The sequence below is a fragment of the Methylocystis sp. WRRC1 genome (genome assembly GCF_020733155.1).
In the GTDB taxonomy this organism is placed as follows: domain Bacteria; phylum Pseudomonadota; class Alphaproteobacteria; order Rhizobiales; family Beijerinckiaceae; genus Methylocystis.
The window spans coordinates 3,955,116-3,967,355 of sequence record NZ_JAJFZJ010000001.1 but is presented as its reverse complement, the minus strand read 5'-3'; the positions used below and the strand labels follow the sequence as shown (position 1 = coordinate 3,967,355).

Genomic DNA, 12,240 nt, shown 5'->3' with positions numbered 1-12,240 from the left:
CGCGCCTCGTCTCGCCGGGCGCTTGCCGCCGCCGCGCGGCATGATCTCCCGGCTCAGGGGGAGGGTCAAAAGTCTAGCTAAAGCTGGGGATTGCACCGGACTGGGGCTCGTTTTTTTAGCCGTGCAAAATGGAGAGCTTTCTAACCGGATAGCCTCTTTGATTGATTTCGCGCCGTTTGATTGATTCGCCCGAATTGATTGATTTTTGCCCGAAGTTTTCCCGAAGTTTTCCAGAAACTTAGAGCGCCCGAAACCAGCAGAAAACAGGGGCTTATCGGGGGTTTTGCCCGAAGTTTCCGAAGTTTGCCCGAAGTTTTTGAATACTTGGGGCGAGGAAAAAAAAATCTCTGCGTGAGACCCCGTCCGGTGCTATGCCCCTTTTCGTCCAGATAATTCGCCCTCCCCCCTGCGGGAAAGCAGGGCGTCGCGCCGGTTCATCCGCGGTCGCGACGCCCTTTCAGGCGACGATCATTCGCCTAATTGTTCGGGCTTTCGCCGAGCCCTTTCACGATCGTGTCGACGGCGGGGCGACCGCCCAGCATCTCCACCCGCGCGGCGAAATTCTTCAGCTTCATCTCCGCGCGCAACGCTTCGGTTTCCGCCTCGATCATCTCAATGGTGAAATCCCAGCCGGAAGAGTCGTCAAATCCGCTGGCGCGAGCGCGGCGATAGAGCGTCGACAGGTCATCGATTGCCATTTTTCCCTCGTTTGGTCTTGGTTTCGAGCGCCTCGATGCGGCGCTCCAGACCGGCGATGATCTGCGCCGCGTGTACGCGCTCGCGCAGGATGGCGTCTCGCAGGACCGCGACCAAAACGCCCATGCGGACGGGCGCCGCGTCCTCATCTGCCAATGTCGCCGGTGCTGGCGATGGTGCGGGCGCAGCCCGCGAAGGGGCGGGCGATTGCGGGACCGTTGCGCCATCGCCCTCGCGCCCCCAGTGATCGGCGGCGCCGGCAAAGGGGCGCGCCGCGGAAAGCGCGGCGTCGGCGCGATCGAGCGCGGCTGCGGCCCGCTCCTCCGCGCGCTCGCGAATGGCGTCGGCGACCGCTTCCTCTTCCTGCATCATGACCAGCTGACCCCCGTCATCGTGGCGACGCGCCCGGCGCGAGCGATGAAGCTCAACTCCAGAATCATTCGAAGGGCGATGACGCCAGTCTGAAAGGCACTGCGCACGGGGTCGGCGGTCGCCGGGCCCGTGGCGCTGACGATCTCCGCAGGCGCGGAATCCTCCATGTGAATGACGCTCTCCTCCGACGCGTAAATTTCGATGTCGCTGATGGCGCTGGCGAAATCGCTCGGATCGAGGGCGAGAACCGTTCCCGCCGGCACCGCGCGAGAAGCCCAGGTCGGAATTGCCAGCTGCGGCAACGCGACAGCGGCGACGGCAGCTTCGCGAGGATTCATGATGATGGCCGCCGCGCCCGAGCCGCCCAAGTTCGCGACTTCGGCAAGCAGCGCCGCCACGTCGCTCCCGACGTCGCCGGTCGACGCGATAGGCGTCACGCCGTTCCGAAGGCCCGCGCAAGCCGCCGCACTCGCCGCCTGATCCCCAAAGATTGCCAAGTCGAGAGAATGCGCGGCGACTTCGCGCAACATGCGATCGAAGACCGCCCGGCCGGCGCTGCGCTTCACGTTTTCGCGCGAGACGGGCAGGATTGTTGCGACCTTCTTCGCAGGGCCAAGTGTAGCGGAGTCGAAAGAGAAATTTCGGACGCCAATCGGTTCGGCTTCTGCAACCCACGGCGCCGCGCCGGGCGAGGTATCCGCGGTCGGATATGAGATGGTCGACGTTGCGCCCAGGTCGACGCGTTCGCCGGCTTCGATCAAACGAGCGCCCGCGCTCAGCGGCGCGATGGACGAAACGAACGCGCCGGTTGCGCCCGTCACCACATCGTCCGCCCATCCTGAGCCCGTCGTCGTGCCGGGCGCGATGGGCGCGCGCATGGTGAGAGGCTGCAACAGCCGCCGCGCCACGTCATCGCTGCGCTCGATGGCCTCCGCTTCCTGACGCTTGCCGGCGGCGCGGATCGTCGCCGCCCACGCCGCGTTGAAAACCGGTTTAGCGCGATCGGCGGCGGGCTTTCGAAGTTCAGGAATTACATGTCGCATTGTGTGTCCTTCGCGATTCGAACCGATTTGCTCGAATCATTCTGCGCCGTTTCGCTCGCGAACGCCGTTACGCGCAACGGCGCAAAATTGAGCGATCATATCGTTGAGCGCGCGTTCGGTTTCCTTCGGATCGTCCGCTGTCGGAGCCAGGTGCAGGTGGAGGCGCAGCGCATCTTCAAGCAACGTCTCGTCGACCACGATGCGATAGACGCGCCGGCCTTCCCGGCGCCTTGCGCGACTGCGGCGCATCCTCGCGGCGGCAGTCATCGTTTCGCCCTCCACTTCGCGGCGAGCATTTCGATCTGCGCGCGCGTCGCGCGCCGACGCGGGGCGTGGCGCAGCACGTCGAAAGGATCGAGTCGCGTCGGCGGTGTTGCGGGGGGCGTGGTCGGCGTGGCGGGCGCGGCGGGCGCGGCGGGCGTGGTCGCCGCGCGCGGCAGTCGCAGCACAAAGCGGCCGGAGGGGCCGCGTCGCTTGTCGAGATTGAGTGTCATCGCTTGTGGCCTCCAATTAGCGACAAATTCAACCCAATTGATCGAAACGCGGGTTTGAACGCTTACGCTGTAATGGCGACGTGCCGACGTGCCGAGACGTGCCGAGTGGCAACCATTTGATTTTGGGGCGTTTTTTCACCTTCGGCACCTTCGGCACGTTGTTCGCTACATCATTACAAATAGGAATAAGAAGGTACCGCCGCCGGCCTTCTTTCTTCTCTTCTTCTTCATTTTATCTATTCCTTATTTTAGATGACGAAGATGACGAAGATGCCGAAAGATAGTGTTTTCAACTAGTTACGCTTCGGCACGTCGTCGGCACGTTCGGCGCGTCGTTACTCAAAACGGTCCCTCATCATCCTCATCATCCTCATCCGCCCGGCGGTTGCATTCACGCGCGCCATCGGTCACGCGCTCGACGACGCCGAGCGACCGCTCCACCGCTCGGGCGAGTTCGTCGCCGTGCGGGAGGTAGTACCCGCGATGGTGCCGCACGTTGTCGCAGATGATGTCCCGCACGCGAGAATCCTCGCCCAGGATTTTCGTTAGCCGCTTGCAGAAGGCGTCCTGCGTCTCGACGCGCCCGCCCTGCATCTTCGTTGCGCCCGTATAGGCGGCGTACAAGTGTGCAGACGGATGGGCGGCGCCGAGTTCCAGGCGTAAATGATCCTTCCGCGCCGCGCCGTCATATGCCGCAACGAAGCCTTCGGCGGCGCAGACCAGCAACCACTGATGCACGGTCGACGCGCTCCGGATTTGTTGCTCCGCAAGCTCAAAAGTCCGCGGCATGTTTCGCGGATGGAAACTCCCGAGCTTTTTTCGTTGCAGATAATTAAGCAGTTGCCCGTAACCGCCGGCTTGCAAGTCGTCATAAATTTTATCGAACCATGCGCGGTCCCCGACTTTCTCTCCCGACACTTCGCAGACAAACCAGCGGCGCGCCTCACGCCCGGCGGGGACGGCCCAGGAATGGTTTGTAGTCAAAATTGCGTGCAGCCGGTTCGGCGCTTGGTAGGCTTTGCGGCCCTTGGGATTTATCCGCAAACTCGTGCCGGTTATCGCGTGTTTAGTTCGGTCTGCGATTCGCGGATCGCCCGCGAAAAGCGCTTCTTCCATTTGCAGGAATGACACAAATTCGAGGTCGTCGACATGGTTTCCAACTACTTCCGATGAATCCGAAACCACGGCGGCGTGCTTTCCAAAAATGACGCGCATTGCATCGGAAACGGTCGACTTGCCGGAACCTTCTGATTCCGATTTTAGGACGATAACCGTCTCCGCGCGCTTCTCAGGATTTTGAACGCTCCATGCGAGCCATCGTATCAGGTAGCGAAACTTGCGACGGTCACGGCGAGCAATCACAACCCACAAATGCGCAAGAAACGATTTAATTTTGTCGCGCCCCTGAATCGGAGCGACGCCAAAGCCGCGCCAGAAATTGTATTCGTCTATGCGAGCCTTTCTGTGAGGATCGAATATCGCGCGACGAATAGGCGGGCGCTTCGGATGCGACTTCCACCATTTTGCAGCCGGGAAAAATTTTTCGTCGCCGTTGTCGTTTTGGGTTTTGACAGCGATGTTTGCCAGATAACTTTCAAATGATCCTCGCGCGAGAACATGATCGGCGCCGGCGGCGTCGCGATGCACGACATTCACTTCGCCTTCTCGGTCGACCAATGCAAAGCGCGCGGAAATGGCCGGCAACAATTCATCAGGGGGATATGCGCCGCCCGGAATGTCCGGCAAACCATCCGAGCAAGTAAAGAGAGCATGGCCGCCGTCATCATCGTCGCCGTCGCCGAAAATTGCGCGAAAGCCGGGGTCGCGAAGCATCGCGCGTTTGATTTCGCCCTGAAGCACCGGATCGTTCTCATTCACCGGGCCGAAGGTCCCCGCGAGCGCAGCCGCCCTTTCCGCCCTTGGGAACGCCTCCTCCACCCATGCGCGAAGTTCGTTCATGCCCTTGCCTTCGCAGTGGCCGTGGTGGCACTGGAAACCCCCCGAGCCCGGACGATAACCGGCCTCGTCGCGGGCGTCCGAATGGTCCGCCGCCCATGGGCATTTGATTGCCACCCAGCCATTATCGTTTGGCGTGGCGTCGATAAGCATCCCCCGCGCGTCAAAGAGCTTCATGAGGGGGTCGATGCCGACCTCGGCGGCCGTTGCCTTCCTCGTATGGCCGCCGCCCTTGAAGCGCGCCAGCGCCTCGGGGCTGATGTCGACGTCAAGCTCCTCCGCCATCTGCTCGACGCTATAGGCCCGCGACGGCTCCCATACGTGCATGACGTGCGGCCACGGCTTGCCCCCGTTCGCCGCCATGACCGCCGGTTTGCAGTTGGCTCCCACGGGCAGGCGCACCACGCGCGTCACGCCGACCATGCCTGGATCGCGCAGCGACGGATTGATCAGTTCGTCGCTGATGATGCTGTCTACCAACGCAGCGATAACGCGCGCGTCGCGCCCGTCCGTGAGTATGAAGCCATAGTGGAAATTCCCCGGCGACGTCTCCAGCACATAGGTCGGGAGGGGGATGACGCGCAGTAGTTCCCTCAGGTTGATCTTGGTCCCCACGTCGTCGATCACGAGGACGAACTGCCCGTCGAAGCATTCGGCGCGGCGAACGAAATGCCCCGCGGTCGATTCACGGAATATCGAGACGCAATAGTAGTTGGCTGTCGCATTGGTCAGCACGCCGACCATTCGCTCGGCGGGATAGACCACCCAGGATTTGTCGCCCGTCGATACAGGAACGCGCTTCCAGTCCTCCCCCGCGAGAGCGCGCAGAAACTCCTCATTTGTCGGCGTCATGATTGGTTTGCGCATCGTGGCCTCCGATTGATGAATGAAGAGGCCGCTCGGGTTGCATTTTGCGCCGAATTTGTTATGGTGTTTTTGCGTCTAGGACACCTAACAATTTCGGCGTCGCTCCCCCCGAGCGGCGCTTTTTTTGTGGATTAGCGCGCGTCCCGCGCGATCCCCCGGATTACGGTTTACGGAAAAGGGATTTTCACGCGGCGTTCGCAGACTCCGCGCCGCGGTCCGGACGTGATCGCGCCGCCATCCTTGCGCGCCACGCGCGCACTTCCGCAGCGGAGAAATATTTCCGGCGATTGATGATGGTCGGCGCCGGGAACCCAACGTTCGGATCGTTCCACCAGCGATCAACGGTGCGCGTCGACACGCCAAGCGCCTTCGCCAGCGCTGACGTTCCCATGAGTTCGCTCGTTTCGTGCATGTTCGTACTCCCCGTGCCTTGTCGAGACACGTCGAACATGCGCCGTTTCGCCGGGGGCACAAATAACCTTGAAGGGGCGCGAAGGGGGTTCGCTACCCTACTTTGAAGGGGTGCGAAGGGGGTTCGCTACCCTATCGCTCTTTCGACGGTCGCCGGGCGCGCAGGAGCTTGCCCTGTTGTTGCCACGCGGCGACTACTTTCTTGATCCGCTCCAGCCCCGGCGCTTCTGGCAAGTGTCTTTTGATCTGCTTTGCAAGCCGCGTCTGCCCCGCGCCCGGAGTCCTTTGCTGAAATTCTTGCGCGAGCACCAGCGCCGCGCCCTGCCAACTGTCCTCGGCCATCCTCGCGCGTCCGGCGCCAGCTTTTTTGCCGCCGTGCCTCCCGGCTTCCGTTTGCAAATGTCGCTTCAGGCTTTCGGAAAGCTCCTTTCCCGTGCCCACTGCTCCTTCGAAATATGCAGCCATAAATAATTTGCGCAAATCGTCCGCGTTATCTTCCGGCAGCTTGCCAAGCAAAGTTTCGAATAGATCGCTTACATCCGATTCAGAAAAATCCTCGCCGAATAAAAACTGTCCGTACGCCCTGTTGATGCCGGGGCTTGCCAGCGCGTTCGTTTCGTCGCTAGCCGGCGCATTGATGACATCGAGGATCGCGCCAAGACCGCCGACATTCTCCTTTGCGTCCCGCGCAATGAGGGCGCGGAGCTTGCTGCGAGTGCGTTTCATGGCCGCGCCTCTCCCTTGCCCGAGACAAGCGCCCCAACATGGTGTGCCCATAAATCGAGAGCGGCGCGAGTTTCGATTTCATATTTCTGGCGCTGGTAGACGCCCACAATTCCGCCGAAACTGCCGCTAACGTGATTCAAGCATCTTTCAATAACGACAAGGTCGACTCCAAGACGCCCCATGCCCGTCGCAGCGCTGCGCCGAATATCGTGTAGGACCCAATGCGGAATGTTTTCGCCGCCGGGAACATCGGCGACGGCCTTGTCGAGACGCGGCTTTGCCTTTGAAAACCCCGACGGCGGCGTTGCCCCGGCGGAAAAGAGAAAGCCTGAATCGAATCTCGGCAACGCCTCGATAATGCAGAGTGCGGCGTCCGATAGTGGAACGGCGTGTTCGCGGCGGTTCTTCGATCGCTCCGCCGGGATCGTCCATAATCGCCGCTCGGAGTCGAGTTCCGCCCACCGCATCCCGGCCACTTCGTCGCGGCGCTGTCCGGTCAAAATAAGCAGCCGGACAATCGCCCCGAACGGGAAGCCAATCCGTCCCGCCGCCTCCCAGATGATGGCAAGCTCGCCGTCGTCGAGAACGCGGGCTCGGGTCTGCTCCGCAGATGGCGGCGCCAGACCGTCGCAAGGATTGCGTTCGATCAAGCCGCGCTGGAGCGCCCAGTTACACATCTTCCTTATCTGCGCGAACGTTCGGTTCGCGCCCACCGGCGCGCCACGGTCGACCATCGAATCGAGCAAAACGTGAATATCCGCCTTGCTGATTTCCGATAGTCGCCTGCCCCGCCACGCAGGCACGACGTCTTTCAGGAGCTTGCGTTCCGTCTCCCGCCAGTCGCGAGTATTGGGCTTCGCATAACGCTCGACAAACTCCGCGACCACGCGCTCGACGACGTCGAGCTCGGCGCGCTGCTTCTCCACTGCCGCCGCACGCGCCGCCCGCTTCTGTTCGCAGGGGTCGACCCCCGCGGCGACTTGCGCCAGCGCCTCCAGCGCCCTCCCCCGCGCGCTGGCGAGGTCGACGGCGGGCCATGGTCCGATCGTGAACTTGCGCGGCCTTCCTCCCACCCTGTAGCGCACCGCCCAGGACATGGCCCCCGATGGCTGAACGATCAGGAACAAGCCGACGACTTTTCCATCTGGAATTTCTCGCCGCGACGCCTCGGGTTTGAGAGCCGCAATCGACAGCGCCGTTAGCGTTTTTGCCATGACCGGAAACCCGTTACCCCGTGTTACCCCGGCTTATAGGGGTAACAAATTCGCCTGTCTCGGGGTGTTACCCCGTGTCCAGACACTAACGGACATAAAACCAAAAGGCAAAGTATTCATTGGGTTTTTTCGGGGGCGATTGTCTGGATTTGACCGGCGCTGTCTCGGGCAGATTCCGGTCTCCAAAACCGGGGGTTGGGGGTTCGAGCCCCTCCACTCCTGCCATTTAAAATCAATCGCTTCCTACATATCTCGCTTCTCGTGGATTGAACCCATGTAATGGCGGGGCATCGAGGCGAGCAACCTCCCCCTCGATCAATCCCTACTCTCCCAGGCGTCTCGCGCCAGCGGGTCGAGCGTTACAAATAACGCCCGCCGGCGGCGCCTTGCGAAATTCTGCTGAAGATTGGCAGGAAATGCCCTCGCCTGAGCACGGTCAGATTCGGACGCTCCGAGATGTGTAGACGACGGCGGCTCGCTCCCGAGCGGTCGCACGACGATTGATGGAGGTCGCTATGGCTGGCTATGGTCTGGTGGTGCTGGTTTTTGCGGTGGCGACGGCCACCGCGGGCTATTACTGGCTACGAAACGACTGAACTAAAAAAACGACGCGGTCCGCGCCCTAACCTCGATCGTCGCGGGCCGTTTCACGTCGATTTTGCGCACTCGTTCCGAGCGAAAAAACCCGCGCAGGAAAAATCTGCGCTTCACTCGTGTTCTCGCGCAGCACAATTAACATGCGCGAAAGAATCGTTGTTACGGCAATTCACGACGCACAATTTGTAAGGCGCGCGGGATCGAGGACCATTCCAACTCCGCCGTTCCCGAGCAATGCGCATCCCATCACGTCTCGAATTGCCGAGAGATAGCCTTTCATGGGGCGGATAAGTACGAGTTGCTGGCCGATCAATTCATCGATCGACAGCGCGATGCGCTGATCCCTGCTTCCCGTGACGACGAACAGATGTTTGAGGTCGCCGGTTTCCGCATTGTCGTTTGCAGGCGGCAAAGGTCGCAGCCGCTGGTCCGCGTCCTCATCATCTCCGCCTGCGCCGGAGAGAAAGCGCACGGGAATCACGTCGTTGCGCTCCAGTTTCAACATCGTGCCGCCATTGGCGGCGGAGAAACGCATCAAATCCGCGTCGCCTGAATGAACGATGCGCTGTATCGCATGGATCGGCACGACATACATGATTGCGCCGACGCGCACGACCATGCCGTCGAGAACCGCCATCGTCAGCGGCAGCGTGACGTCGAAGCGAACGCCGCCCAAAGTCGAATTGGCGATGGCCAGTTCGCCCCCGGAGAGACGCAAGCCTCGAAGCATCAGGGCGAAATCGACGCCCTGCCCTTCGTGGCCGCTCACTCCCGACGATGACTTCGGCGACCCGCTCCCGGCCGGGCGCTGGATTCGCGCCTGGAGTTTTGCCGTGTCCACGCCGGCCCCATCGTCCTCGATCGTCGCCACGATACGATCCTCATGGCGCGCGAGCCGGATCTGGACTTCGGCGCAGGCGGCCTTGCCCGCCGCGATACGGGCTGCAGACGGCTCGATGCTCTCTGCGAGCACAAAGGAAATCAGCGATCGCAATGGTTCGCTGAATTGCTCGAGCAGATCGATGTCGATCGACTCCGTCTGGCCTGAAACCTTGAAACGCACAAATCGGGAAAGCCGCCGCGCGAAATCCTCCCCATGGCTGACGAGCGCCTTCAGGAGTCCCGACGCCGGCCGCGCGCGCGCCGAAACAGCTTCTTCCTGTAGCTGGTCGAGACGGTTGGAAAGCTGGGATTCGAGCTGGACAAGGCGTTCGATGTTTTCCTGCCAATCCTGAACCTGACGACGCACGGCGTCGCGCGCCGCCGACCAGTCGCCGCCGGAGGCGCGCATCGCCGCGTCGATAAGTCCGACGACGTCCGTCTCCCCGCAGCCCGCGAGAATTTGTCTGACCGTCGCATGGCCGGTGACGATTTCGCCGATGGACTCGAGCATTTTCATCGACGGCGCGGACGACTCGAAAAATTGCCCGTCCTGAACTTTCGACGGCGCCTCGGACTCGCCGTCGTCCATGTCCGGGTCACCGCCAGAACGTCCGAGCGCCATTTCGAGTCGCAGCACGGCGCCCGTCGGGTCGAGCGCCGTCAGCCCCTCACCGATCGCCTGCGAATCCAGCGCGGAGGCGATGAGGAAATCGAACAAGGTGGCGTCGCGATCGAAGACCGTCACGCTGCCGATGAGCGCGCCTGCTGCGCCAATCCATTCAATGAAACCTTCGGCGAGCTCCGAATGACGCTCGATGTCCGCGCGAATAATATAGAACCGGCTCCCCGTTTTGAGCGCCAGCGTCGCGACCGTCGCGCTCTCGGACGACAGGACGCCGCGAAAGCTTTGCGGCAGGCCAAGCTGCTCCTCGATCAAGGCGATCGAAGGCGCGCCGTTCAGCGCCTCCGTAACCTCGCGGGCTTCGCGCAGAAGGCCCGCCATCGCCTCCGCGCTGGAAGCAACGTCGCTGTTGGTCGCCCCGAAGAGCGGCTTTGCAGCGTCTACGAACGAGGCCAGCACCCGCATGAGCGGCGGATCGGGCGACATTTCGCCGGCATGGACGCGCGCGGCGAGATCGACCAGAGCGATCACGACATGTCCGGCGGTCTCATGGCGCTGGAAGCAGCACGCGCGATAGACGCGCCGGAGCAGCTCCGCCATGCGCGCCCAATCGACTTCCTCGCCTGCAGGATTGGACAGCGCCGTCCTGAGCGCCGCCAGCGTCGCAGGAGTCCGCGCCGCGCACCATGCGCCAAGCGGCGTCGTCGCGGCGACCTGAAGCTCGGCCGACGGATTCCCGATCGCCTCCATTTCCTCTACGAGTATCAGGTCCTCGTAGAGCGCGAACATGAGGCGCTCGAATTCGTCCAGGTTGGACGCAGCATCTGGCAGTTGCGCTGATGTCTCCGCGATTCGCTGGTAACCGAGCCTTGCAGCCCATTCTTGAATCGCCATGGCGAAACGGCGAATGTTCTCACCGACGGATTCATCTTCGCACGGGAAAGCTTGCGCCGCCTGCGACAGGCCGTCGAGAAGAGGCTCCAGCTCACGCGGAAAGTCTGCTCCGTCTTGGACCAGGGAATCTGAAGTCTCGGAGATCTTGACTGGCGCGCCTTGCAACCGCGCGAGGTCCTTTTCGAAAAGTTCCGAGAGCCGATCGAGGAGCGCCCCGGCTCGATCGACACCGCCGCCGGCCGACATGAGCTCCTTTGTCAGCTCCGGCCATTCGTCGATGGAGATGCGCACCGCCGCGTCGTGTAACGGCGAGGCGGCGTTATACAATGCCTCGCCGTAATTCCCCGTTCCCTCATCTCGCGACGTCAACGCTTCGCGCATGGCGTCGAGCGCATCGCGCGCCATGTCGAGGAACATTTCGAGATACATCGGGTCGTCGGCCGGCTTCGCCTCCGGCGGCGAAAAAATGACCGCGGTCTGGAAACTTTCCTGTTCGCCAGACTCCACGTCGGATATGCCCGTCGGCCCTTCCCCCATATGCACGCCAAACGCGACCCCGGCCTCCTTCAGCCGCGCATATTTATCTTTCATGCGCAGGAGAATATCGGCGCACACCGACTCCTCGGCGTCGCGTCGCGTGACAATCGTTTTCTCCATCATGCCACGCAGGGCGTCGGCGGCCTCGAGCATGAGATCGAGCAACTCTCCGTCGACTTTAGCGCCCTCGTCGCGGACGAGCCCGACGAGATCCTCAGCAACATGCGCGCAGGATTCAATTGTCGTCAACCCGAGAATGCGCGAGTTGCCCTTGAACGTGTGCATCGCCCGGAAGAGACCGCCGATGGCTTCGGCGTCCCACGCGTTCCGCCGCAGAGTGCGTAGCGCCGCCTCGACGGCGTCGAGCGACTGGCCTCCGTCGTCCGCATAGAGAGCCCAGATTTCTTCGAGTTCGTCGGACACGCTGCACTCCGTCGAGAATGACGCTTTTTGCTCCGGAAATTACGCGGACCAAACCGGAATGCGGAAATCAGGCGGGGGCAAGAGAGCTCATGACCCGCGCCAGCTCCGCTCCGCGCTTGTCGGCCAAATCCATGGACACGGCTCCCGACGGCTTGGTCACGATCGCATCGGCGCCAAGCGACCGCGCCTCGGACGCCTGCCGCGAGCCCGCCGCCGCGACGGACGAAAGAATGACGATCTTTGCGCGCGACTTCAATTTTGCGTGACGCAGGAATTCGAGCCCGTTCATCTCCGGCATTTCGATGTCGAGCAGGATCAGCGAAAGATCCGGAAATTTGGCGAGCTGTTCGAGCGCCTTCCTTCCGTTCTCCGCGGCGGCCACCACTTTGTAATTTGGCAGCGACGAGACGAAGTTCGAAATGACGACGCGCATCATCGCGGAGTCGTCGACGACCATTACCTTATGCATATGCGTATCTCACTTTCTAGATCAATGTCTCGACGCC

General features: G+C 61.9%; 12 protein-coding genes. 1 reads left to right on the top strand and 11 read right to left on the bottom strand.

What is annotated here, in order from left to right; translation table 11 throughout:
• Positions 1–184 (top strand): hypothetical protein (locus tag LG047_RS19295; protein WP_227968381.1); only part of this gene is annotated, 184 nt, incomplete at its 5' end.
• Between the two features lie 292 nt (positions 185–476).
• On the opposite strand, the gene LG047_RS19290 is transcribed toward LG047_RS19295, so the two are convergent.
• The 11 genes from LG047_RS19290 to LG047_RS19240 form a co-directional block, all read right to left on the bottom strand.
• The gene (locus LG047_RS19290; protein WP_227968379.1) at positions 477–698 is read right to left on the bottom strand and encodes a hypothetical protein; all 222 of its coding nucleotides are present in this window, start codon (positions 696–698) and stop codon (positions 477–479) included.
• Positions 685–1,068 carry a hypothetical protein gene (locus LG047_RS19285; protein ID WP_227968378.1) on the bottom strand — a complete coding sequence of 128 codons (384 nt, stop codon included), beginning with the start codon at positions 1,066–1,068 and terminating at the stop codon, positions 685–687. Before LG047_RS19285 ends, LG047_RS19290 begins: the two co-directional genes overlap by 14 nt.
• Positions 1,065–2,111, bottom strand: a complete 1,047-nt coding sequence (locus LG047_RS19280) for a phage major capsid protein (protein ID WP_227968375.1) — start codon at positions 2,109–2,111, stop codon at positions 1,065–1,067. The genes LG047_RS19285 and LG047_RS19280 overlap by 4 nt, the downstream gene beginning before the upstream one ends.
• A 36-nt stretch (positions 2,112–2,147) precedes the next feature.
• The gene (locus LG047_RS19275; RefSeq protein WP_227968372.1) at positions 2,148–2,309 is read right to left on the bottom strand and encodes a hypothetical protein; all 162 of its coding nucleotides are present in this window, start codon (positions 2,307–2,309) and stop codon (positions 2,148–2,150) included.
• Between the two features lie 65 nt (positions 2,310–2,374).
• Complete coding sequence (locus LG047_RS19270; RefSeq protein ID WP_227968370.1) at positions 2,375–2,605, bottom strand: hypothetical protein; 231 nt, start codon at positions 2,603–2,605, stop codon at positions 2,375–2,377.
• A 339-nt stretch (positions 2,606–2,944) separates the two neighbouring features.
• A complete protein-coding gene (locus tag LG047_RS19265) occupies positions 2,945–5,428 on the bottom strand; it encodes a DUF5906 domain-containing protein (RefSeq protein ID WP_227968368.1) in 2,484 nt (827 codons plus the stop codon).
• A 184-nt stretch (positions 5,429–5,612) separates the two neighbouring features.
• Entirely contained in the window at positions 5,613–5,840 is a 228-nt protein-coding gene (locus LG047_RS19260) for a DNA-binding protein (protein WP_227968362.1), read from the bottom strand.
• Between the two features lie 131 nt (positions 5,841–5,971).
• Positions 5,972–6,565 carry a hypothetical protein gene (locus LG047_RS19255; protein ID WP_227968358.1) on the bottom strand — a complete coding sequence of 198 codons (594 nt, stop codon included), beginning with the start codon at positions 6,563–6,565 and terminating at the stop codon, positions 5,972–5,974.
• Positions 6,562–7,779 carry a site-specific integrase gene (locus LG047_RS19250; RefSeq protein WP_227968356.1) on the bottom strand — a complete coding sequence of 406 codons (1,218 nt, stop codon included), beginning with the start codon at positions 7,777–7,779 and terminating at the stop codon, positions 6,562–6,564. Before LG047_RS19250 ends, LG047_RS19255 begins: the two co-directional genes overlap by 4 nt.
• A gap of 766 nt (positions 7,780–8,545) precedes the next feature.
• The gene (locus LG047_RS19245) at positions 8,546–11,734 is read right to left on the bottom strand and encodes an Hpt domain-containing protein (RefSeq protein ID WP_227968354.1); all 3,189 of its coding nucleotides are present in this window, start codon (positions 11,732–11,734) and stop codon (positions 8,546–8,548) included.
• Between the two features lie 67 nt (positions 11,735–11,801).
• Positions 11,802–12,203, bottom strand: coding sequence for a response regulator (locus LG047_RS19240; protein WP_227968350.1), 402 nt, complete (start codon positions 12,201–12,203; stop codon positions 11,802–11,804).
• Positions 12,204–12,240 lie beyond the last annotated feature (37 nt).

Coding starts and splice junctions, on each gene's coding strand:
- LG047_RS19240 (WP_227968350.1), bottom strand. CDS start 12,203: ATGCATAAGGTAATGGTCGTCGACGACTCCGCGATGATGCGCGTCGTC.
- LG047_RS19260 (WP_227968362.1), bottom strand. CDS start 5,840: ATGCACGAAACGAGCGAACTCATGGGAACGTCAGCGCTGGCGAAGGCG.
- LG047_RS19270 (WP_227968370.1), bottom strand. CDS start 2,605: ATGACACTCAATCTCGACAAGCGACGCGGCCCCTCCGGCCGCTTTGTG.
- LG047_RS19255 (WP_227968358.1), bottom strand. CDS start 6,565: ATGAAACGCACTCGCAGCAAGCTCCGCGCCCTCATTGCGCGGGACGCA.
- LG047_RS19290 (WP_227968379.1), bottom strand. CDS start 698: ATGGCAATCGATGACCTGTCGACGCTCTATCGCCGCGCTCGCGCCAGC.
- LG047_RS19265 (WP_227968368.1), bottom strand. CDS start 5,428: ATGCGCAAACCAATCATGACGCCGACAAATGAGGAGTTTCTGCGCGCT.
- LG047_RS19280 (WP_227968375.1), bottom strand. CDS start 2,111: ATGCGACATGTAATTCCTGAACTTCGAAAGCCCGCCGCCGATCGCGCT.
- LG047_RS19250 (WP_227968356.1), bottom strand. CDS start 7,779: ATGGCAAAAACGCTAACGGCGCTGTCGATTGCGGCTCTCAAACCCGAG.
- LG047_RS19285 (WP_227968378.1), bottom strand. CDS start 1,068: ATGATGCAGGAAGAGGAAGCGGTCGCCGACGCCATTCGCGAGCGCGCG.